General features: G+C 31.0%; 21 protein-coding genes and 1 tRNA gene. 20 read left to right on the plus strand and 2 right to left on the minus strand.

The genetic code is table 11. The annotated features are described in order from the left end of the window. Positions 1 to 109: 109 nt before the first annotated feature. Positions 110 to 185: transfer RNA gene (locus tag TCEL_RS11075), tRNA-Pro, on the plus strand. A gap of 68 nt (positions 186 to 253) precedes the next feature. Here the strand turns inward: TCEL_RS11075 and murC are convergent. Continuing rightward, positions 254 to 1,627, minus strand: a complete 1,374-nt coding sequence (gene murC, locus TCEL_RS11080; protein ID WP_018664319.1) for a UDP-N-acetylmuramate--L-alanine ligase — start codon at positions 1,625 to 1,627, stop codon at positions 254 to 256. A gap of 212 nt (positions 1,628 to 1,839) precedes the next feature. Between murC and purR the strand changes: the two genes are divergently transcribed. The 4 genes from purR (at position 1,840) to TCEL_RS11100 (ending at position 5,519) form a co-directional block, all read left to right on the plus strand. Continuing rightward, the gene (gene purR / locus TCEL_RS11085; RefSeq protein WP_040684049.1) at positions 1,840 to 2,652 is read left to right on the plus strand and encodes a pur operon repressor; all 813 of its coding nucleotides are present in this window, start codon (positions 1,840 to 1,842) and stop codon (positions 2,650 to 2,652) included. A gap of 88 nt (positions 2,653 to 2,740) precedes the next feature. Next, positions 2,741 to 3,022 (plus strand): septation regulator SpoVG, encoded by a 282-nt coding sequence (gene spoVG, locus TCEL_RS11090; protein WP_018664323.1) that lies wholly within the window; start codon positions 2,741 to 2,743, stop codon positions 3,020 to 3,022. Between the two features lie 153 nt (positions 3,023 to 3,175). Further along, a complete protein-coding gene (gene glmU / locus TCEL_RS11095; RefSeq protein ID WP_018664325.1) occupies positions 3,176 to 4,549 on the plus strand; it encodes a bifunctional UDP-N-acetylglucosamine diphosphorylase/glucosamine-1-phosphate N-acetyltransferase GlmU in 1,374 nt (457 codons plus the stop codon). 16 nt (positions 4,550 to 4,565) lie between these two features. After that, the gene (locus TCEL_RS11100) at positions 4,566 to 5,519 is read left to right on the plus strand and encodes a ribose-phosphate diphosphokinase (RefSeq protein ID WP_018664327.1); all 954 of its coding nucleotides are present in this window, start codon (positions 4,566 to 4,568) and stop codon (positions 5,517 to 5,519) included. A 25-nt stretch (positions 5,520 to 5,544) separates the two neighbouring features. On the opposite strand, the gene gdhA is transcribed toward TCEL_RS11100, so the two are convergent. Then, positions 5,545 to 6,891 (minus strand): NADP-specific glutamate dehydrogenase, encoded by a 1,347-nt coding sequence (gene gdhA / locus TCEL_RS11105; RefSeq protein WP_018664329.1) that lies wholly within the window; start codon positions 6,889 to 6,891, stop codon positions 5,545 to 5,547. A 203-nt stretch (positions 6,892 to 7,094) separates the two neighbouring features. Here gdhA and TCEL_RS11110 point away from each other — a divergent pair, with 203 nt between their 5' ends. From TCEL_RS11110 to TCEL_RS11175, 15 genes are all read left to right on the plus strand, one after another. Next, complete coding sequence (locus tag TCEL_RS11110; protein WP_040684050.1) at positions 7,095 to 7,778, plus strand: response regulator transcription factor; 684 nt, start codon at positions 7,095 to 7,097, stop codon at positions 7,776 to 7,778. A gap of 4 nt (positions 7,779 to 7,782) precedes the next feature. Next, complete coding sequence (locus TCEL_RS11115) at positions 7,783 to 9,189, plus strand: sensor histidine kinase (RefSeq protein WP_018664333.1); 1,407 nt, start codon at positions 7,783 to 7,785, stop codon at positions 9,187 to 9,189. A gap of 74 nt (positions 9,190 to 9,263) precedes the next feature. Next, complete coding sequence (locus TCEL_RS11120; protein WP_018664335.1) at positions 9,264 to 10,391, plus strand: S1C family serine protease; 1,128 nt, start codon at positions 9,264 to 9,266, stop codon at positions 10,389 to 10,391. A gap of 281 nt (positions 10,392 to 10,672) precedes the next feature. After that, positions 10,673 to 11,242: an aminoacyl-tRNA hydrolase gene (gene pth, locus TCEL_RS11125; RefSeq protein WP_018664336.1), complete on the plus strand. Its 570-nt coding sequence runs from the start codon at positions 10,673 to 10,675 to the stop codon at positions 11,240 to 11,242. An 11-nt stretch (positions 11,243 to 11,253) separates the two neighbouring features. Continuing rightward, positions 11,254 to 14,757: a transcription-repair coupling factor gene (mfd, locus tag TCEL_RS11130; RefSeq protein WP_018664337.1), complete on the plus strand. Its 3,504-nt coding sequence runs from the start codon at positions 11,254 to 11,256 to the stop codon at positions 14,755 to 14,757. A gap of 45 nt (positions 14,758 to 14,802) precedes the next feature. Beyond that, positions 14,803 to 15,801 (plus strand): peptidylprolyl isomerase, encoded by a 999-nt coding sequence (locus tag TCEL_RS11135; RefSeq protein WP_018664338.1) that lies wholly within the window; start codon positions 14,803 to 14,805, stop codon positions 15,799 to 15,801. A 103-nt stretch (positions 15,802 to 15,904) separates the two neighbouring features. Next, on the plus strand, positions 15,905 to 16,057 hold the full coding sequence (locus TCEL_RS13575; RefSeq protein WP_018664339.1) for a hypothetical protein: 153 nt from the start codon (positions 15,905 to 15,907) through the stop codon (positions 16,055 to 16,057). A 130-nt stretch (positions 16,058 to 16,187) separates the two neighbouring features. Continuing rightward, complete coding sequence (gene spoVT / locus TCEL_RS11140) at positions 16,188 to 16,742, plus strand: stage V sporulation protein T (RefSeq protein ID WP_018664340.1); 555 nt, start codon at positions 16,188 to 16,190, stop codon at positions 16,740 to 16,742. 61 nt (positions 16,743 to 16,803) lie between these two features. After that, entirely contained in the window at positions 16,804 to 18,348 is a 1,545-nt protein-coding gene (locus TCEL_RS11145; RefSeq protein ID WP_018664341.1) for a putative polysaccharide biosynthesis protein, read from the plus strand. Between the two features lie 6 nt (positions 18,349 to 18,354). Then, positions 18,355 to 19,788: a bifunctional methyltransferase/pyrophosphohydrolase YabN gene (gene yabN / locus TCEL_RS11150; protein WP_018664343.1), complete on the plus strand. Its 1,434-nt coding sequence runs from the start codon at positions 18,355 to 18,357 to the stop codon at positions 19,786 to 19,788. Between the two features lie 120 nt (positions 19,789 to 19,908). Further along, entirely contained in the window at positions 19,909 to 20,184 is a 276-nt protein-coding gene (locus TCEL_RS11155) for an HU family DNA-binding protein (protein WP_018664345.1), read from the plus strand. A gap of 69 nt (positions 20,185 to 20,253) precedes the next feature. Then, positions 20,254 to 20,511, plus strand: a complete 258-nt coding sequence (locus TCEL_RS11160) for an RNA-binding S4 domain-containing protein (protein ID WP_018664347.1) — start codon at positions 20,254 to 20,256, stop codon at positions 20,509 to 20,511. A 152-nt stretch (positions 20,512 to 20,663) separates the two neighbouring features. Then, positions 20,664 to 20,945 carry a sporulation protein YabP gene (gene yabP / locus TCEL_RS11165; RefSeq protein WP_018664349.1) on the plus strand — a complete coding sequence of 94 codons (282 nt, stop codon included), beginning with the start codon at positions 20,664 to 20,666 and terminating at the stop codon, positions 20,943 to 20,945. Between the two features lie 17 nt (positions 20,946 to 20,962). Beyond that, on the plus strand, positions 20,963 to 21,385 hold the full coding sequence (gene yabQ, locus TCEL_RS11170) for a spore cortex biosynthesis protein YabQ (protein WP_040684051.1): 423 nt from the start codon (positions 20,963 to 20,965) through the stop codon (positions 21,383 to 21,385). Positions 21,386 to 21,433: 48 nt separating this feature from the next. Further along, positions 21,434 to 21,712, plus strand: coding sequence for an FtsB family cell division protein (locus TCEL_RS11175; protein WP_018664351.1), 279 nt, complete (start codon positions 21,434 to 21,436; stop codon positions 21,710 to 21,712). The last annotated feature ends 18 nt before the right edge of the window (positions 21,713 to 21,730 follow it).

Below are 21,730 nucleotides of genomic sequence, written 5' to 3' on the forward strand. Positions count from 1 at the left end.
GTCAATAGATTAAGTTAAAATAGTAAAATTGAAAAGATTATGAAAATATTTTTTTTATAAATTAGGTATTGCCAAAGTTAAAAAAATGATATATAATAAAGTATGTCATCGGGGTGTGGCGCAGATGGGAGCGCGCGTGGTTTGGGACCATGAGGTCGCAGGTTCAATCCCTGTCACCCCGACCAAAAGGGCTGCGAATTGCAGCCCTTTTTATTTTGTTATATAAAAAGCTCAATCTTAAAGATTGAGCTTTTTATCTTTGTAAAAATTCTTCACCTATTTTGTATACATCTCCTGCACCCATTGTAATTACAACATCACCTTCGGAAAGATTTTCTTCTATATACTTAATTATATCTTCAAAATCCTTTATATATATTACATCAACTCCGTTTTTTTCTATAGCTTCAGCTAACATTTTGGAGCTTACAAGGCCTAGGTCTTTTTCTCTTGCAGCATATATATCAGTTAAAATTAGCTTATCCACTCCATTGAATGCCTTTGAGAATTCATCAAACAATGTTAAAGTTCTTGTATATGTGTGGGGTTGGAATATACAATATAGTTTTTTATGTGGATAGTTTAGAGCAGCTTGTATTGTAGCTTTAATTTCAGTTGGATGATGGGCATAATCGTCTATTACAGTTATGCCATTTTTAGTTCCTTTTTTTTCAAATCTTCTATGAGTACCTGTAAACTCATGTAGACTATCCTTAACTACATCAAAGTCAATTCCAAGGGATATAGAACAGCATATTGAAGCTAATGAATTTAATATATTATGTTTACCTGGTACATTTAATTTTATTGTTCCTAGCATTTTATCATTTAGTAATACATCAAATTCAGCACATCCTTTTGAATCAAACTTAATGTTTACTGCTCTTACATCTCCTTCGTTAAAACCGTATGATAGTGTTTTTACTTGAGCTGAGTCTAATATTTGTTTTACCCTTTCATCTTCAGCGTATCCGATTAAAACTCCATCCTTTGATATATTTTTAGAGAATTTTATAAAAGTATCATAAATTTCATTTATATCTTTATAGTAGTCAAGATGATCTGCATCGATATTTAATATTATTCCTATTTTAGGATAGAAATTTAGGAAACTACCTTTATATTCACAAGCTTCTGTAATAAAATATTCACTATTTCCTATCTTTAAATTACCACCTATAGCATCAAGTTCTCCACCTATCATTATTGTAGGATCTAGATGGGCTCTATATAAAATCAAAGAAATCATTGATGTTGTTGTTGTTTTACCATGTGTTCCTGAAACAGCAATGCTGTTTTTGTAGTGTTTCATAACTAGTCCAAGGAATTCGGCTCTATCCATAATAGGTATATTTCTTCTTATTGCTTCTTGTAACTCAGGATTATCCTTAGGAATAGCTGCAGTATATACAACAAGTTGTTGGTTAGTTATATTTGCTTCAGAATGGCCAATGTATATAGTTGCTCCTTTTTGTTTAAGCTTATCTGTAAGTTTTGATGCACTTCTATCGGAACCTGTTACAATACAGCCCTCATTTAACATAATTTCAGCAAGTGCACTCATGCTTATTCCACCGATACCTATAAAATGTATTTTATTAATCTTTTCATCTAATACCTTTATCATGCTATCACTCCTGAACATATTTATAATGATTATTGACAAAAAGATTATAACATAATACAAATAAAGAATGAATTATTATAATTTATTGAAATAATTTTTTAAATAATCTACAATTAACTTAAAACCAAAATTATAGCAATTCACTTAAAAATATATGTATAAAATAAAAAAATAATGACAAAAATATAAAAGAATGGATGGGAAGTGGTATTTTGGATAGATTACAAAGGAAAGAAAGAGTAGCAGCAATAATAAAAATATTATCCGATAACCCTAATAAGGTATTTAGTTTAGGGTACTTCTCAGAATTTTTTGGATCAGCACGTTCTACTTTAAGTGAAGATATTGTGCTTGCTAAAAAAGTTGTTGAATATTTAGGATGTGGGAAAATAGAGACTATATCAGGAGCAGCAGGAGGAGTAAAATACATCCCAGGTTTAAGTGATATAAACAAAGACGCGTTTTTAAAGGAGCTATGTGTAACTTTAAGTTCACCTGACAGAATTATTAAGGGTGGATATATTTACATGAATGATATTGTTTTTTCACCAGAGATATCATCAAAGGTTGGGTTGATACTGGCAAGTTACTTTATTGAAAAGAATGTTGATTATGTAATTACAGTAGAAACCAAGGGTATACCAATCGCTCTAATGACTGCCAGAGCTTTAAATAAGCCATTGGTAATTGCAAGACGTGAAGTTGGGGTTACAGAGGGATCTTCAGTTAGCATAAATTATGTTACTGGATCATCTAAAAAGATACAAAGAATGAGTTTAGGGAAAAGGGCCATAACAAAGGGAAGTAGATGTATTTTTATTGACGATTTTATGAAGGCAGGAGGAACTGCCAATGGAATAATTGAACTTTTGAAGGAATTCGAATGTGAATTAGTTGGGATAGGTGTTTTGGTTGAAGGGGCTTCGGATAAAAAACTAGTATCTGATTATATATCTCTTTTAACTTTAGAGACGGTAGATGAAGAAAATGGTATTATAAAAATTTACCCAACAAAAAACGATTAAAAATTAAAAAATATTTAGATAATTCAGAAGGAATTTTTAAAAATGTGTAGAATACTATAAACTAAGCAACTTGGAAGGTGGTGAATGTATGAAGGTTACTGATGTAAGAGTAAGAAAAATTACAAACGAAGGAAAGATGAAGGCAATTGTTTCAGTAACATTCGACAATGAATTAGTAGTTCATGACATCAAGGTTATCGAAGGACAAAATGGACTTTTTATTGCTATGCCTAGCAGAAAGACTCCAGATGGTCAATTTAAGGACATAGCACATCCAATCAACTCAGAAACAAGAGAAAAAATACAACAAGCAATACTTGCAGAATACGAAAAAGCTAAAAATAATCTAGAAAACGCTGAAGAAAAATAATAAAGGGGAAGCGAAAGCTTCCTTTTTATTTTTGGAATTTTTTTAATATTATTCATTTAAGTTTTTTTGAGCTATTTTAATTGAATAAATTAAGTTTATAGACTATAATAAAATAGGTATTATAATTTAATATTTAAGGATGAGGTGCTAAATATGAGTAACTGTTATGGTTTGATATTAGCAGCTGGTGAAGGTAAAAGAATGAAGTCAAATTTACCAAAAGTACTTCATAGAGTCTGTGGTAAACCAATGCTTTTTCACGTCATTGATGCACTAAAGGGTGCAAATGTTGATGATTTTATCGTTGTCGTTGGACATAAGGCAGATATTGTTAGAGCACATCTTAAAGAAAACATCAAAACGGCGTATCAAGATAGACAGCTAGGAACAGGACATGCAGTAATGTGCTGTAGTGATTTCCTTAAGGATAAGGATGGAACTGTTATTGTTCTTGCTGGAGATGCACCACTTATTACTGCAGAAACAATAAGTAATGTCTTTAAATTCCACGTTGACGGAGGATATAAAGTAACTGTACTTACAGGTGATGTTGAAAACCCAACTGGTTTTGGAAGAATAGTTAGAGACCAAAATGGAAATATAGAAAAGATAGTTGAACACAAGGATGCAAATCAGGATGAGCTTAATATAAAGGAAGTTAATTCAGGTATTTATTGTTTTGATATAAAACTACTACTAGAATCATTAAATAAATTAGATAATAATAACGCTCAAGGGGAATATTATTTAACAGATGTAATTGAAATATTAAAGAAACAGGGGCATAAAGTAGGGGCATATAAGGTTGATTTTACTGAATTTATGGGAGTAAATTCACGTATACAGCTTGCTGAAGCAAGTGAAGTTATGAGAAGAAGAATAGTTAAAAAATTAATGGATGAGGGAGTAACATTTATAGATCCTAACAATACTTATATAGATTCTGAAGTTAAAATAGGTAGAGATACAATAATATATCCAGGATGCGTAATAGAGGGTAATACAGAAATAGGTGAAGAATGTATAATAGGTCCTAACTCAAGAATAGTTAATTCAAAAATACACAATGGTGTAGAAGTGCAAAGTTCAGTTGTTTTAGACAGTATAGTTTATGATAATGCTACTGTTGGACCATTTGCCTACATAAGACCAGAGAGTGAAATAGGAAAGAATGTTAAGATAGGTGATTTTGTTGAAATTAAGAAGTCTAAAATAGGTGATGATACAAAGGTATCACACTTAACATATATAGGTGATGCAGAAGTTGGACGTGGATGTAATTTTGGATGTGGTACAGTTGTAGTAAATTATGATGGCACAAACAAACATAAAACAATCGTAAAGGACCATGCGTTTATAGGATGTAATACTAACTTAGTAGCACCTGTAGTTGTTGAAGAAAATGCATATATTGCAGCAGGTTCAACCATCACTGAAAATGTGCCAAGCGGAGCCCTTGCTATTGCAAGAGCAAAACAAGTCAATAAAGAAGGTTGGCTTGAAAAAAAGGGTATCTGGAAAAAATAGCATAGGAGGCGTTTTTATGATAACACATGGCAAGAACATCAAAATATTTACAGGTAATTCCCATCCAGAGCTTGCAAAGGAAATAGCTGATATCGTTGGAGTTGGCTTAGGCAATGCAAATGTTGGAAGATTCAGCGATGGAGAAATATCTGTAGATATTAATGAAACAGTTAGAGGTGCAGATGTTTTTGTTGTTCAGTCAACATGTGCACCAGTAAATGATAATTTAATGGAGCTTTTAATTATGATGGATGCTTTTAAAAGAGCATCTGCTGGTAGAATAACTGCTGTTATTCCATACTATGGATATGCAAGACAGGATAGAAAGGCTAAAGCAAGGGATCCAATTACTGCAAAGCTTGTGGCAGATCTTTTAACTGCTGCAGGAGCTGATAGAGTTTTAACTATGGATCTACATGCAGCACAAATACAGGGATATTTTAATATTCCTGTAGACCATCTATTAGGTGTACCATTGCTTGCAAAGTACTTCCAAGGATTTAATTTAGATGAAGATGAAATAGTTGTAGTTTCACCAGATTTAGGTAGTGTAACAAGGGCTAGAAAGTTCGCAGATAGATTACATGCTCCTATTGCTATTATTGATAAGAGAAGACCTAAAGCGAATGTTTCTGAGATAATGAACGTAATTGGAGATGTAAAGGGTAAGGTTGCAATACTTGTGGACGATATGATAGATACAGCAGGAACAATTACAAATGCAGCAAATGCCCTAGCTGACTTAGGTGCAAAGGAAGTTTATGCTTGCTGTACGCATGCTGTTTTATCAGGTCCAGCAGTAGAGAGAATAAAGAATTCTGCAATTAAGGAACTAGTAGTTCTAAATACTATACCACTAACTGAAGATAAGATGTTAGATAATATTAAGGTATTATCTGTTGCACCAGTATTTGCAGAGGCAATTAAGAGAATTTACGAAGATTTATCTGTAAGCAAAATTTTTGAATAAAAAGAGCGGCACTTTGCCGCTCTTTTTATACTATACCTTGAGATAACATAGCATCAGCAACTTTTATGAAACCAGCAATATTTGCACCAACCACAAGGTTATCTGGGTGGTCGTATTCTAAAGCTTTTTGGCTTGCATTCTTGTATATGTTAACCATTATATTTTTAAGTTTTTGATCTACCTCTTCAAATGTCCATGAAAGTCTCATGCTGTTTTGAGACATTTCAAGTGCTGAAGTAGCAACACCACCAGCATTAGCAGCCTTTGCTGGTGCAAATAGTATTTTATGTTCAATGAAATACTCAGTTGCTTCTAATGTAGATGGCATGTTGGCACCTTCACCTACTGCGATTACTCCGTTGTTTACTAAAGTTTTTGCTGCGTTTAAGTCAATTTCGTTTTGAGTTGCGCATGGAAGAGCTATGTCACATTTTATGTTCCATATGTCTCTGCATCCTTCGTGATATTCTGCATTGCTATGATATTTTATGTACTCTGAAATTCTCTTTCTTTCAACTTCTTTTATTTTCTTTATAGTATCAAGTTTTATTCCATCTCTATCGTATACATATCCATTTGAGTCACTCATAGCAACTACTTTAGCACCTAAAGATTGAGCCTTTTCACATGCATATATAGCTACGTTACCAGAACCTGAAATAACAACTGTTTTGTCTTTAAAGGAGAGACCCTTTGCGTTTAGCATTTCTTCAACAAAGTATACAAGGCCATATCCAGTTGCTTCTTTTCTAGCAAGGCTTCCACCGTAAGTTAATCCCTTACCAGTTAATACGCCGGCTTCATATCCACCCTTTAATTTTTTATATTGACCAAATAGATATCCTATTTCCCTAGCTCCAACACCTATATCTCCTGCAGGAACATCTATATCAGGTCCTATGTGTCTATATAGTTCTGACATAAAGCTTTGGCAGAATCTCATAATTTCAGCATCAGATTTTCCTTTAGGATCAAAGTCAGAACCACCTTTTCCACCGCCTATTGGAAGACCTGTTAGTGAGTTTTTAAATATTTGCTCAAATCCTAAGAATTTGATTATGCTGGCATTAACTGATGGATGGAATCTTAGGCCTCCCTTATATGGGCCGATGGCACTGTTAAATTGAACTCTAAAACCTCTGTTTACATGAACTTTTCCTGAGTCGTCTACCCATGGTACTCTAAAAATTATTTGTCTTTCAGGTTCTACTATTCTGTCAACAATACCAGCGTCTATGTATTCAGGATGTCTTTCAAGAACTGGTACAAGTGAGTCTAAGACCTCCTTTACTGCTTGTAGGAATTCTGGCTCATTGCTATTACGTCTAACTACATCTTCGTAAACGGATTTTACATAATGTTTTGCATCCATACCTATAACCCCCTTTGTAAAGTTAAGAATATTTAAAATACTCTCATTTATATTTTACACCAAATTTTAACTTTTGGAACAAATAATTTAATAAATCTTTTAGAATTTTTGAATAATATATTAATTTAATATACTTTCCAACCTATAGCCTTGTAAATATAAGACAAAGATGCGAAAATAATATTAAGATAAGATAGGGAGGGATGAATATGGTTGAATCAAAAATATTAATAGTCGATGATGATGTTAATATATGTGAATTGATAGAGGTTTATCTTTTAAAGGAAGGATATAAGGTATATAAGGCCTATGATGGAGAGACAGCAATTAAAATTTTTAAGGAAAAACAATTGGATTTAATTCTTCTTGATGTGATGATGCCTAAAATGGATGGTTATACGGTTTTAAAGGAAATAAGAAGGGATTCTCAAATACCTGTAATAATGCTTACTGCAAAGGGAGAAACATTTGATAAGGTGCTTGGACTTGAACTTGGAGCAGATGATTATATGGTAAAACCATTCGAACCTAAAGAACTAGTAGCAAGAATTAGAGCTGTTCTAAGAAGATATAAGCCATCAAGTCAAAAAAGAACAATTGAATATAAGGATTTAGTTATTGACCCTGATTCATATATAGTAATTTATAAGGGTAGTAAAATTGAAATGCCTCCTAAGGAATTTGAACTGCTTTACTTTTTAGCTTCAAATCCAAATAAAGTTTTTACAAGAGATCAGCTTTTATATGAAGTTTGGGGATATGATTATCCAGGGGATTCAAGAACTGTAGATGTACATGTAAAGAGAGTTAGAGAAAAATTATCCGAGCAAACAGATTGGCAAATAAAGACGGTATGGGGTGTTGGATATAAATTTGAGGTGAAATGATATTATGAGAAGGAGCTTGTTTACTAAATTAATATCAGCGTATTTTATAATTATAGTTATCTCCTATAGTTTAGTTGCAGTGTTTTTGTCCTATTGGTTTTATAGGTACTACTACAACCAAAAAACAAGTTCCCTAATAAGAGAGGGATATATATTAAACAAAACAATAAATGATTATTTGTCTCGAAAAATTTCAAAGGAAAAGCTTCTTAATCAGATTAGAGTAATGGATGAATTGAGCAATGCAAGAATATGGGTTGTTGATAAATATGGTTTTTTGTACGCCTATTCATCTAATGAAATGAAGGAGTTTATGGGTAAACAGATAACAGACCGAGAAATACACGAAGTTATCTCAGGAAACATAATAGTAAAAAGTGGAAGTTTCAAGCAGATTTTTTCAAAACCTATGCTTACTGTAGGTATTCCAATATATGTTGGGGATCAAGTTCAAAGTGCTTTGTTTTTACACACCCCCCTAATAGAACTTAAGAATACATTAAAGACTGTATATTTTGTAATATGGATGTCAGCATTTTTTGCTATATTTATTTCTGCGATAATAATATATTATTTCTCTGAAAGGATATTGATAAGACCACTAAATAAAATAAATAATACAGCCAAAAGTATCGCAAAGGGTGAATTTGATAAGAGGGTTGAAATTATTTCTGATGATGAGATTGGAGATCTTGCAACATCCTTTAATTATATGGCAGATTCGTTACAGAATTTAGAGAATATGAGAAGAAGTTTTATTGCAAATATATCCCATGAATTAAGATCTCCTATGACTTCGATAAATGGGTTTATAACAGGTATTATAGATGGAACAATACCACAAGAAAAATGGACGTATTATTTAAATATAGTACATGATGAAATAAAGAGACTTATGAGGCTTATTAATGACATATTAGATTTAGCAAGGCTGGAATCAGGTGAGTTTTCTATTAATATTGGAGTATTTGATTTAAATGAATTAATTAGACAGAGGGTAATAAAATTTGAAGAAAAGATAAATAAAAAGAAAATTGATGTAAGTGTAAAATTAGTAGATAAAAAATTAAAGGTAAAGGGAGATAGAGATAGAATAGATCAAGTTTTAACAAACTTAATTGATAATGCTATTAAGTTTGTTAAGGATGAAGGAATTATAGAAATTAAAACAGAAATAAAAGGTAATAAAGTGGTTGTTCACATTTATAACAATGGACCTGCAATTCCAAAGGAAGAGATAAATTATATATGGGATAGATTTCATAAAGTTGATAAAGCTAGACAAAAAGGTGCAGGATATGGACTTGGGCTTTCTATAGTAAGGCAGATTATAAATCAACATGGAGAGACTGTTTGGGTAGAATCTGGTGATTTTGGAACAAGATTTTCATTTACACTAACTTTAGTTTAATTTATAACATTTTTCAGAATTTGTTCACAGTCTGTTTATAATTGATGGATATAATCAAGTTAGGAGGTGTGGTTATGGATTATAATAATGGATCATGGCAAAGTGGAGTTAAATTTGTTGAAGAAAAAAGATCCAAAAAAATATTAAGGATTTTAGCACTTATATTTATTATCTTCTTTTCAGCAGGCATAGGGGGAATTATTGGAGGATACTATGTTAAGAAAAGCTATGAGGAAGTACCTAAATTAACAACTCCCTCTAACCTACAGCAGCAACAAATAACAAGTAATATTCCTAAAAATTCTATTACTAAAGTTGCTGAAGTTGTTGGTCCTGCGGTTGTTGGTATTACAAATAATGTTACAACATTTACAGGGAGAACAGTAAAACAAGGTACTGGTTCAGGAATTATATTTGATAAGGCAGGTTACATTGTTACAAATCAACATGTTATTGAGGGTGCAACTGAAGTATATGTAACCCTTGCTGGTGGCAAGAAGCTTCCAGCTAGAATAATTGGTGCGGATTACAGAACAGATCTTGCTGTGTTAAAAATAGAAGCTAAGGATCTTCCTGTTGCGAAATTTGGGGATAGCTCTAAAGTTAGAGTAGGAGATATTGCAATTGCAATCGGTAATCCGTTAGGTGAAGAATTTTCAGGTTCTGTAACTGCTGGAGTTATAAGTGCAGTTAATAGAAAAATGACTGTTGATGGAAGAACTTATAAGGTTATTCAAACTGATGCGTCAATTAACCCTGGAAATAGTGGAGGAGCTCTCTGCAATGAAGCTGGTGAAGTAATAGGTATAAATAGTTTGAAGATAAGCAGTGCAGAAGGAATGGGATTTGCAATATCTATAAACGAAGCAAAGCCTATAATTGAGTCATTAATGAAAAATGGCTATGTATCTAGACCTTTTATTGGAATATATTATGAATTTATAGATGAAGAAATGGCTCAAGAGTTTAATGTTCCTGTTGGTGCAAATATTAGAGGAGTTGAGAGAGGTAGCGGTGCAGAAGAAGCAGGAATTAGACCAGGAGATATAATGGTTAAGTTTGATGGTGTTGACATTAAAAACATGGAAGATTTATCTGATGCATTAGAGAAACATAAGCCTGGAGATGTTGTATCTGCAAGGATTTGGCGTGAAGGACAATATATAGATGTTAAGATAAAATTAGGAGAGAAGAATAGATAAGATGTTTATTACCCCTTTTAAGTGGAAATAATCATAAAAATTAAATTTATGAATAAAATTGTAAAAAGGCTTAAAAGGGGTAATAAAAAATGAAGGGAATAGTAAAAATAGGAATAGTTGTAATAGTAATTTCAATTCTTGTATCGTTTATAAAATTATAAGACTAAGTCCTCTAAGTTTAAAAGAGGACTTTTTACTTTATATTGATAACACAATTTTTTATGTTATGGTATAATGAAGTTCAGATACTGAAGTTATAAGTATTCATAAGGAGGAAAGGTATGAAGTTAGTAGTTGGGCTTGGAAATCCAGGAAGAGAATATGAAAATACTAGACATAATGTTGGATTTGATGTGATAGATCATTTAGCAGACTCTGTTTGCACAAATGTAAATAAGATTAAATTTAAAGGTTTAGTTGGAGAATTCCTTTACGAAGGAGAAAAAATTATTCTTTTAAAACCTTCTACTTTTATGAACTTAAGTGGTGAAAGTGTGAGGGAAGCAAAGGAGTTTTATAAGTTAAATGTAGAAGATATAATTGTTGTATATGATGATATAGCAATTGATGTGGGCAGAATAAGAATACGACCATCAGGTAGTGATGGAGGTCATAATGGTATAAAAAATATCATATATCAATTAAATAATGACAAATTCCCAAGGGTTAGGGTAGGGATAGGTGCTCCAAAGGCAGATTTAGTTTCACATGTGCTTGGTAAATTTACTCCAGAAGAAAGAAAGATTGTTGATGAAGTTATAAAGGTATCGTCAGATGCAGTTTTGGAGATAATTAAAAATGGAGTACAAAGTGCGATGAATAAGTTTAATGGATACTCTGCTTTAAAATAGGGGGTGTTCCTTTGAGGTTTCAAGGGATAAAAAGGGTATTTGAAAAGGAAGAGAGCTACAGGCAGCTTTTAAAAAATGTTAAGGAACAAAATTTTTTATGTCAGACGTATGGCCTTTCTGAAACACAAAAGGCCTTTTTGTGCTATTGCTTATTTGAGGAAATAAAGGGGCAATTTTTATACATTGCCCATAATGAAATAGAGGCAAGAAAGGTTTTTGAAGATATAAGTACATTTACAGATAAAGTTGTATATTTTCCTTCTAAAGAAGGGGCAATCAATGTTGATGTTACTTCATCTGAAATTAAACAGGAAAGGATAAAGACTATTTTTAGGATCTTTGAAGAAAAGGATTTAATAGTAGTAACTTCGATAGATTCGACATTTTATAGAATGGTCTCTAGAGAAATTCTTGAGAAATGTAAAATACATTTAAATAGAGGACAACAGATAGAAGTAATAGATTTAATAGTGTATCTTTATGATTTAGGCTATGAGAGGGTAGAAGTAGTAGAAGGACCAGGACAATTTGCAGTAAGAGGCGGAATACTTGATGTTTTTCCTTTAAATGAGGGTACTCCTGTAAGAATAGAATTTTTTGGAGATGAAATCGATACTATAAGAAGATTTGATGTAGAAACACAAAGAAGCCTTGATTATGAGGAAAATGTAATTATATTACCAGCAAGAGAAATTATAATTAAAAGTGATCATGTAAATATATTATCTAACAAAATAGAGAAGGAATATGAAAAGGCAATAAAAAATTATAAGAAAAACAAAGAGGCGCAGGAGAGATTAAAGGAAAAATATCATTCAATGATGGAGGGTTTGGAGAACTTTAGATATTTTGAAGGGATAGAGAGTTATATAAAGTTAATTTATGAAAATAACAGTAGTTTTATAGATTATTTTAATAATCCTACTGTACTCTTAGATGAAACTGTAAGAATTGTATCTAGAATAAGATCCTTTAATGAGGAATTTCAAGAAATATTTAAAACAATGATAGAAAAGGGAGAGGTTTTACCTATACAGGCAGAGTGGGTTTATGATATAGAGTATATTTTAAATAAAATAAAAAACACAAGCTGTATAGGATTAAACATGCTACCTAGAAGCTTTGAAGATTTAAATCCAAGGTCAATAGTAAATTTTAATACAGTGGTAAGCAATGTAACCTCAGTTAATCTTGAATATTTATTAGAGGAATTAAAGTCTAAAATTCAAAAAAACTACTACATAGTAATTTTAGCAGGAACAAAGGCAAAGGCAGAAAGGCTATCAAAGGGTTTAAGGGACGAAGGAATTGATACAGAATATGTTGAGACATTAAATGATCTAATTCCTAAAAAAGTATATGTTACATATGGAAGTATTAAAAATGGCATAGAATTTTTTGATTGTAGGTTAATACTTATTTCTGAAAAGGAAGTATTTAAAACAAATAGAGAAAGAAAAAAGCAGTTTGGTAAAAAGTCTAGAAAGATAGAGAGTTTTACAGACCTTAAAGTTGGAGATTATGTTGTTCATGTAAACCATGGAATAGGTGTTTTTACAGGAATTAAAGAGTTGGTTATTGAGGGTATAAAGAGGGACTATTTAGTTCTAAAATATCATGGTGATGATACTTTATATGTTCCTGTTGAACAGCTTGATATGGTTCAGAAGTACATAGGTGGAGAGGATAATCCTCCAAAAATAAATAAGCTTGGTACTTCGGAATGGACAAAGACTAAAAAGAAGGTAAAGGAATCTTTAAGGGAGGTTGCTCAAGAACTTGTTAATCTTTATGCTGTGAGAAATTCAATAGAAGGTCATGCTTTTTCAAAGGATACTCCATGGCAAAAACAGTTTGAAGATGAGTTCCCATACAACGAAACAGAAGATCAGTTGATAGCAATACAAGAGATAAAAAGGGATATGGAAAGTAAAAGGCCAATGGATAGGTTACTTTGCGGTGATGTTGGATATGGTAAGACTGAGGTAGCAATGCGTGCAGCTTTTAAGGCTGTCATGGATGGGAAACAGGTTGCTGTACTTGTACCAACTACAATACTTGCCCAGCAACATTATAATAACTTTAAACAGCGTTTTGCTGATTTTCCTGTAAATATAGATATGATAAGCAGGTTTAGATCCAAGGAACAACAGAAAAAAACCCTAAAGGAATTGGCTGCAGGTAATGTTGATATAATAATTGGAACCCATAGATTACTTCAGAAGGATGTTAAATTTAAGGATTTAGGTTTATTGATTGTTGATGAGGAACAAAGATTTGGAGTATCCCATAAAGAAAAGATTAAAATGTTGAAGAAAAATATAGATGTACTTACATTGACAGCAACACCAATACCTAGAACCCTTCATATGTCTTTGATTGGAGTAAGGGATATAAGTGTAATAGAGACTCCTCCTGAGGAGAGATATCCAGTTCAGACATATGTTTTAGAATATAATGATTTTATAATACGTGATGCAATTTTAAGGGAGATGTCAAGAGGAGGACAAGTATTTTTCGTATACAACAGGGTAGATACAATAAAGGACATGCAAATATATTTGCAGAAGCTGGTGGAAGGTGCGAGAATTTTAGTAGCACATGGACAAATGAGTGAGCATGAGCTTGAGCAGGTAATACTTGATTTTATATCAGGAGAAGCAGATATACTATTATGTACCACTATTATTGAAACAGGAATTGATATGCCAAATGTAAATACTTTAATTGTCTATGATGCAGATAAAATGGGACTTTCTCAGTTATATCAATTAAGGGGGAGAGTTGGAAGGTCCAACAGACTTGCCTATGCTTATTTTACTTATAGAAAGGATAAGATTTTATCGGAGGTAGCTGAAAAGAGGCTTAAGGCTATAAAGGAGTTTACTGAATTTGGATCTGGATTTAAAATTGCTATGAGGGATCTAGAGATAAGAGGTGCTGGAAATTTACTTGGAACAAAGCAGCATGGTCATATGATGGCAGTTGGTTATGATTTATACTGTAAACTTCTTGAGGAGGCTGTAAAGGAAATAAAAGGAGAGGTTACAGAAGAGATTGAAACAAGTATAGATATACTAGTTAATGCATATATACCAGATGATTATATAAAGGATGAGAAGATAAAGATTGAAGTATATAAAAAGATAGCAGCTATAACATCAGTTGAGGATAAGCAGGATATAGAAGATGAATTAATTGATAGATTTTCAGATATTCCAAAGCCTGTAGAAAATCTAATTATGATAGCATATATTAAGTCAATTGCAAAGGAACTTAAAATCACTAATATAAAACAGCACCAGAAGGATATTTTATTATATTTTAAGGATTCAAGGTATATAGAGGTTGAAAAGATTAAAGATATTAACAGTAAATTTAATAATATAGTAAGCTATGCAAGTGTAAAAGAGCCTATTTTAAGAATAAAGGTTAGTCAATATCCTTCTAACCAGATATTGTATATAATTAAGGATTTATTGGAAGAATTGAAAAATTTGCATAAAGATCAATAATGTTGTATAATAGATATTGATTTTTTACAGAGGGAGTGGATAAAAGTGAAGTTGGCTAAAAAGATAATTTCTATTATGCTAACAGGGGCATTTTTGTTGAGCTTATCTTCATGTGAGCTTATTTCAAAAACAGAAGAGGGGAAGCTTAAAGAGGCAGTAGCAAAAATTAATGGACATACTATTACTAAAGCTGAATATTTAAAGAGATTTGAAACCAAAAAAGCACAAATACAAGCTTTTTATGGCAGTGATTTTTTTGAGAAGAAGGAAAATGAAAATTATGTAACTCAAATTAAACAGGATTTATTAGAAAACATGATAAATGAGGTTCTGCTTGTAAAGAGAGCTGAGGAATTAAAGGTAGTACCAGATGAAAAGACAATACAAGATGAGGTAAATAAAAATATAGAAGAATCTAAGAAAACTCTAGGTGGAGAAGATAAGTTTAATAAGACTTTAAGTGACTTAAAGATTACATTAGAAGATTATAAGGCATATATAAGAAATCAAGTGATAATTGAAAAATTATACGATCATATAACAAAGGATGTTAATGTAACAGAAGATGAAATTAAAAAGTATTACAATGAAAATATTTATGATTATACAGAAAAACCAAATAAAATGAATGTTTCACACATACTTGTAAAAACACAAGATGAGGCAAATAAGGTAAAGGCAGAATTAGATAAAGGAGTAAAGTTTGAGGAAGTAGCTAAAAAATATAGCCAAGATCCTGGATCTAAGGATAAGGGTGGAAATTTAGGGGATATATACTATAACGATAAAAATTATGATAAGGACTTTATGGCAAATGCTATAGCGTTACCAGTAGGTAAGATAAGTGGTCCAGTTAAAACTCAATCTGGATATCATATTATTAAGGTAAATAGTAAGGAAGAATACAAACAAATACCACTTGAAAAGGTAAAGGGAGACATAGAAAAGAAGTTAATTGATGACAAGAAAGAACAAGCTTTTGAACAAGAGCTTAACAATTTAAGAAAAAAGGCTAAAATTAAGATTTATTATGAAAGATTGTAGAAGGGTGGGGGAATTTTTTCTCCCTCTTTTTGTATGTATATATTGCATAATTATAAATACAGAGGTATAATTATAAATAAAATAAGTTGTGGAGGTATGTTATATGAAGGTGCGCTATGAAGAGATAAACATAAGAGAAATAGATAGAAGCTTTTTAAGATATATGAGATCAGAATGCAGATATTGTGGCTATAGGATGCGTGCATCAAACAAAGATTTCTCTTGTAAAAATTGTATGTTAAAGAATTCAAAATAAAAGAGAGGAAAATATTGACCTCTCTTTTATATTTTTTGTTAAATTACTAATTTATTTACTTATTTTAAGGTATAATTTTTATTTTTTTGTAGAGATTATTAATAAGAACATATAAAGAGGAGGGATTTGGTTGAAGGCAACAGGAATTGTTCGTAGAATTGATGATTTAGGAAGAGTTGTTATACCAAAGGAAATAAGAAGAACATTGAGAATACGTGAGGGAGATCCACTTGAGATATTTACAGACAGAGAAGGTGGAATAATACTTAAGAAATACTCACCTATAAATGAATTAAGTGATTTTGCAAAAGAATATGCTGAGGCATTACATCAATCAATAGGTCATCCAGTTATTATTTGTGATAGAGATACTGTTGTGGCTGTTGCTGGTACAGCAAAGAAGGAGTATCTTGATAAAAGAATAAGCGATGAGCTTGAAAAGGTATTTGAAGAGAGAAAAATTTTTGTTTTTTCAGGAAAAGAAGGAAAGGCTGTTGCTATAATTCCAGATGAAGAAGACAATCTAGACTATAAAGCACAGATCATTGCACCTATTATAGCAGAAGGAGACGCAGTAGGTGCAGTAGTTATAATGTCAAAAGACCAAAATGTTGTATTTGGTGATTTAGAGAAAAAGCTTGCTGAAACTGCAGCAACTTTTTTAGGAAAACAAATGGAACAATAATTTGGAATACATACCTCCTAATTCTAATATTTTATTATCAGAAAGAATTAGGAGGTTTTTTATGCCTAAAAAGAGCATTATAAAGGGAACTATAATATTAGGATTAGCTGGTTTTATCGTAAAGGTTTTAGGGGTATTTTTTAGATTACCTATCATTTATATGATAGGAGAAGAGGGTATAGGTCTTTATCAACTTACATATCCGGTATATACTTTTTTGCTTGCATTAGCAGGTGGAATTCCGATTGCTATATCTAAAATGGTCTCAGAGAGAGTGGTACTTTCAAAATTTAAAGAATGTAGGAGAATATATAGAGCTTCGTTGGTTTTGATGTTTTTACTTGGTGGTTTTTCAAGTATGTTTCTCATATTTTTTGCTGATGATATTATTAATTATTTCTCATGGAGCAGAGAATCATACTACTCAATATTAGGAATTTCATTGGCACCACTATTTACTTGTATACTATCTGTTTATAGGGGATATTTTCAAGGACTTCAAAATATGACTCCAACAGCAGTATCTCAAATTATTGAACAGATTGGAAGAGTTTTAGCAGGTGTAGGATTAACCTATATTTTACTACCATATGGCATTGGACTAGCAGCGGGAGGAGCTGCATTTGGAGCAACCTTTGGAGCATTTATATCTTTGCTATTTTTAATAATACTATTTTACAAATCTAAGGATAATTTTAATTATAACAGTGGTAGTGTACAATCTTATGGTAGAATAATTAAAGAATTGGTATTTATAGCTTTGCCTATTTCTTTAGGACAAACAGTTAGTTCCTTTATGGCATTAGTTGATTCATTAACTGTACCAAAACTGCTTAAAATGGCTGGATATACTGATAGCATAGCAACTGCATTGTATGGACAGTTAACTGGGAAAGCTCATGTTTTAATAAGTGTTCCCCTTACCTTATCTGTAGCACTAGCACAAAGCACAGTTCCAGCAATATCTGAGGTGTATGTTGTAAATAACAGAAACGGATTGAAAAAAAATATAGATATGTCCTTTAAGCTAGCATCCATTTTAGCTTTTCCAAGTGCAGCAGGATTATATGCATTAGCAAGACCGATTTTAAGTTTTGTTTTTCAAGGCATGGATGATGGATGGCAATTGCTTCAGATACTATCTGTTTCAATTATATTTATAATTTTTACTCAAGTATCATCAAGTATAATAAATGGTATAGGAAAGACTATGTTACCTTTGATATCAATGCTCATAGGAAGTTTTATAAAAATTATAATTTCAATTAAGTTAATTTCAATTCCAAGCATAAATATAAAGGGAGCAGCCTATGGAACATTGGTTTCATATATAATAATTGCTATTATTAACTTTTATTTTATGTGTAAATATACAAATATAAAATTAGATCTATATAAAACAATTATATCTCCAATAGTTTGTTCAGTTGTTATGATTTTTATTGTTGTAGTTGCATATACAAGGCTTTATGAATATACTTTAAGTATAAATATTTCAACAATAATGTCTATTTTAATTGGAGGAATAGTATATATAGCTTTGCTTTTTATAACAGGGACAATAAGCATTATGGATACATTTAAAATGCTAAAGATAAAGAGGTGATAAAATTTGATTACTATAATAGGTTTAGGACCTGGTTCCTTTGATGACTTAACAATTAAAAGTTTAAATTTAATGAAACAGGCTAAAAGACTCTATTTAAGAACTGAAAAACACCCTAATGTAGAACAAATAAAGAATATGGGTATAAAATTTGAAACATTTGACAAATACTATGATGAGAGTGAAGATTTTGAGGAAGTTTACAAAAGAATAGCTGAAGACATTGTAAGTATGGAAGATGTTGTATATGCAGTGCCTGGGCATCCATTGGTTGCAGAAAGATCTGTTCAGTTAATATTAAAATACGCGGAAGAAAAGAATATAAAAGTAGAAATAGTACCAGCCTTAAGTTTTATAGATGCAATTGTAAATACTCTCAAAATAGATCCAGCTGAAGGTTTAAAGATAATTGATGCACTTGATATTGAAAGACAAAAGCCAGATAAAAGGGTAGGTAATGTTATAACTCAAGTTTACAACAGATTAGTTGCATCTGAACTAAAGATAAAGCTTATGGATTACTATAATGATGAGGAAGAAATATTTGTTATACGTGCTGCAGGGGTAGAGGGACTTGAAAGGATAGAAAAAATACCTCTTTTTATGCTTGATAGACTTACTTGGATTGATTATTTAACAAGTGTATATATTCCACCTAAAAAAGAGGGTAAAAAGGATTTTAACGATCTTTTAGATATTATGGAAAAGCTAAGAAGTGATGAAGGATGTCCTTGGGATAGAGAACAAACGCATGAAAGTTTAAAAAGATATTTGATTGAAGAAGCTTATGAGGTAGTTGATGCAATAGATAAGGATGATATGGATGAGCTTTGTGAAGAACTTGGAGATGTACTTTTGCAGATAGTATTTCATAGTCAGATAGCAAGGGAGTTTGGTGAGTTTAACATTTATGATGTTATAAATGGAATTTGTGATAAAATGATTAAGAGACATCCACATGTATTTGGAAATATAGAGGTTGATTCTGTTAAAGAAGTATTAGATAACTGGCAGGAGATAAAGAAAAAAGAAAAGAGAATAGAAAGTTATTTTGAAGAGATGCAGAGAATTCCAAAGTCTATGCCAAGTCTTTTAAGAAGCTATAAAATACAAGAAAAGGCAAAGGAAGTAGGCTTTGATTGGGATAATGTATCAAAGGCAATAAAAAAAATAGAAGAAGAGTATAAAGAGGTATTAGAAGCAGTTAATATTGGAGATAATAACTTAATAGAGGAAGAGATAGGAGATTTAATGTTTGCAGTAGTAAATGTAGCAAGATTTTGTAATATTAATCCTGAGATGGCCTTGACAAAAACAATAGAAAAGTTTATAAAAAGATTTGAGTACATAGAAAAGACCGCAGTAAGTTTAGGTAAGAATTTAAAAGATATGTCTCTGTCTGAAATGGATGAACTTTGGAACCAATCAAAAAATGTGTAAAATTATCGAAAAAAACTTGATTTTAAAGAAGGAATTTTAAAACCTATGAAGAATTAATAAAAGTAGCTTAATATTTATATTTAAATTTAAATAAGTGCATAAACTAAGGAGGGAAAAACTGTGAATAAGGCAGACTTAATTACATCAATCGCAGAAAAGAGTGGATTAACAAAGAAGGATGCAGAAAAGGCACTAAAGGCATTTATGGAAAGTGTAGAAGAAGCTTTAACTAAGAATGATAAGGTTCAATTAATTGGATTTGGAACTTTTGAAGTTAAGGAAAGAGCAGAAAGAAAAGGTAGAAATCCAAAGACATTAGAAGAAATTATAATTCCTGCATCAAAGGTTCCAGTATTTAAGCCAGGAAAGGAATTAAAGGATAAGGTTAATAAGTAATAAAAAAATCAGGTCTTGTACCTGATTTTTTTTAAGTTTTAATAATTAATGATATGAGGGATGATTTTTATGAGATTAGATAAATTTTTAAAGGTATCAAGAATAATAAAGAGGAGAACAGTAGCCAAAGAAGTATGTGATACAGGTAGAGTTTTAGTAAATGGAAGAGTTGCAAAGCCAGGTACAAATGTAAAGGTTGGAGACATAATAGAAATACAATACGCTTCAAAGACAGTTAAAGCAGAAGTTCTTTCTGAGAAGGAACATGTTACAAAGGAAGAAGCAAAGGAAATGTATAGAATACTTCAAGGAGAGGAGATAGAATAAATTTCTATCTCTTTTTTATTGATAATTATTATTCACAACCTGTGGATAATATTGTGGATAAATTGTGAGAATTATGTGGGTTTGTGTTGATAAATTTAAGTTATATTCTTGTTAATATGTGAATATTATTTATATGAGGGTGGGGGATGATTATGGAAAATAATAAAACATTAAAATCTCAAAATCATAATTTAAATATGTCAAATAGGCAAAAACTCGATATTACAGGAGTAGTAAAGGTGAATAACTTTAATGAAGAGAATATAAATTTAAGTACGGTTATGGGTGATATGATTATCAAAGGAAGAAACATGAAGATAAACAAGCTGAATGTGGATAATGGGGATATGTCAATAGAAGGGGAATTTATATCTATTAACTATGTAAATAAGTCTGCAGGTGGAGAGAGTATATTAAAGAAGCTTTTTAAGTAATTAATTTGGGTGATTAAATGACGTTGCCTATTTTTACTCAATTTAAATATTTTATTTCAACTATTTCAGTTGGTTTTATTATTGGTATATTTTATGATTTTTATAGGATATGCTCACATGATAAATTTAGAAAAAATATTTTAACAGCAATTTCAGATCTACTCTTTTGGATTTTAATGAGTATAATATCCTTTATTTTTATGGTTTATACAAATAATTTGAATTTGAGATATTATAGCTTCTTGGGAATATTTTTTGGATTTTTAATTTATAGTAAATATTTAAGTAAATTATTTTATGGGATATTAAATAGTATATTATATGTTATAATAAAGTTGTTGAGTTTGATCTTAAAGATTATTTATTTACCATTAAAATTTGCTTTAGTTATATTAAGAAGTTTTGTATATTATCTTTTAAATTTTAGAAGGAAAAATTGATAAGTGATAGAAATAATACAAAAGAATAAGGTTGTGGGGGATAAAACTATGAAAAAGAAGAGAAAGAAGCAGATATTTAGATTATTAATTGTAATATTTTTTGTTGCTATATTAATTAAGCAGCAAATCATAATAGTTAGATTAAATAAGGATATTAAGTCATGCAATGAAGCATTAAATAAAGTAAAAAGTCAAAACCTTCAGCTCAAAGAGGAATTGAAAATTAGTAAAAGGATTGATTATATAGAAAGACTAGCTAGACAAAAACTAAGGCTTATAAAACCGGGAGAAATATTGTTTATAGATAAAAACAAAAAGAATAATTAGATTGACTGATAAATTCAA

Origin of the sequence: Thermobrachium celere DSM 8682, from assembly GCF_000430995.1 — a bacterium.
Classification (GTDB): Bacteria; Bacillota; Clostridia; order Clostridiales; family Caloramatoraceae; genus Thermobrachium; species Thermobrachium celere.

Bases quoted from the DNA above. Each gene is read 5' to 3' on its own strand.
- murC (WP_018664319.1), bottom strand. From the start codon at position 1,627: ATGATAAAGGTATTAGATGAAAAGATTAATAAAATACATTTTATAGGT.
- spoVG (WP_018664323.1), top strand. From the start codon at position 2,741: ATGAAGGTTACTGATGTAAGAGTAAGAAAAATTACAAACGAAGGAAAG.
- glmU (WP_018664325.1), top strand. From the start codon at position 3,176: ATGAGTAACTGTTATGGTTTGATATTAGCAGCTGGTGAAGGTAAAAGA.
- TCEL_RS11100 (WP_018664327.1), top strand. From the start codon at position 4,566: ATGATAACACATGGCAAGAACATCAAAATATTTACAGGTAATTCCCAT.
- gdhA (WP_018664329.1), bottom strand. From the start codon at position 6,891: ATGGATGCAAAACATTATGTAAAATCCGTTTACGAAGATGTAGTTAGA.
- TCEL_RS11110 (WP_040684050.1), top strand. From the start codon at position 7,095: ATGAATATGGTTGAATCAAAAATATTAATAGTCGATGATGATGTTAAT.
- TCEL_RS11115 (WP_018664333.1), top strand. From the start codon at position 7,783: ATGAGAAGGAGCTTGTTTACTAAATTAATATCAGCGTATTTTATAATT.
- TCEL_RS11120 (WP_018664335.1), top strand. From the start codon at position 9,264: ATGGATTATAATAATGGATCATGGCAAAGTGGAGTTAAATTTGTTGAA.
- pth (WP_018664336.1), top strand. From the start codon at position 10,673: ATGAAGTTAGTAGTTGGGCTTGGAAATCCAGGAAGAGAATATGAAAAT.
- TCEL_RS13575 (WP_018664339.1), top strand. From the start codon at position 15,905: ATGAAGGTGCGCTATGAAGAGATAAACATAAGAGAAATAGATAGAAGC.
- TCEL_RS11145 (WP_018664341.1), top strand. From the start codon at position 16,804: ATGCCTAAAAAGAGCATTATAAAGGGAACTATAATATTAGGATTAGCT.
- TCEL_RS11160 (WP_018664347.1), top strand. From the start codon at position 20,254: ATGAGATTAGATAAATTTTTAAAGGTATCAAGAATAATAAAGAGGAGA.
- yabP (WP_018664349.1), top strand. From the start codon at position 20,664: ATGGAAAATAATAAAACATTAAAATCTCAAAATCATAATTTAAATATG.
- yabQ (WP_040684051.1), top strand. From the start codon at position 20,963: ATGACGTTGCCTATTTTTACTCAATTTAAATATTTTATTTCAACTATT.
- TCEL_RS11175 (WP_018664351.1), top strand. From the start codon at position 21,434: ATGAAAAAGAAGAGAAAGAAGCAGATATTTAGATTATTAATTGTAATA.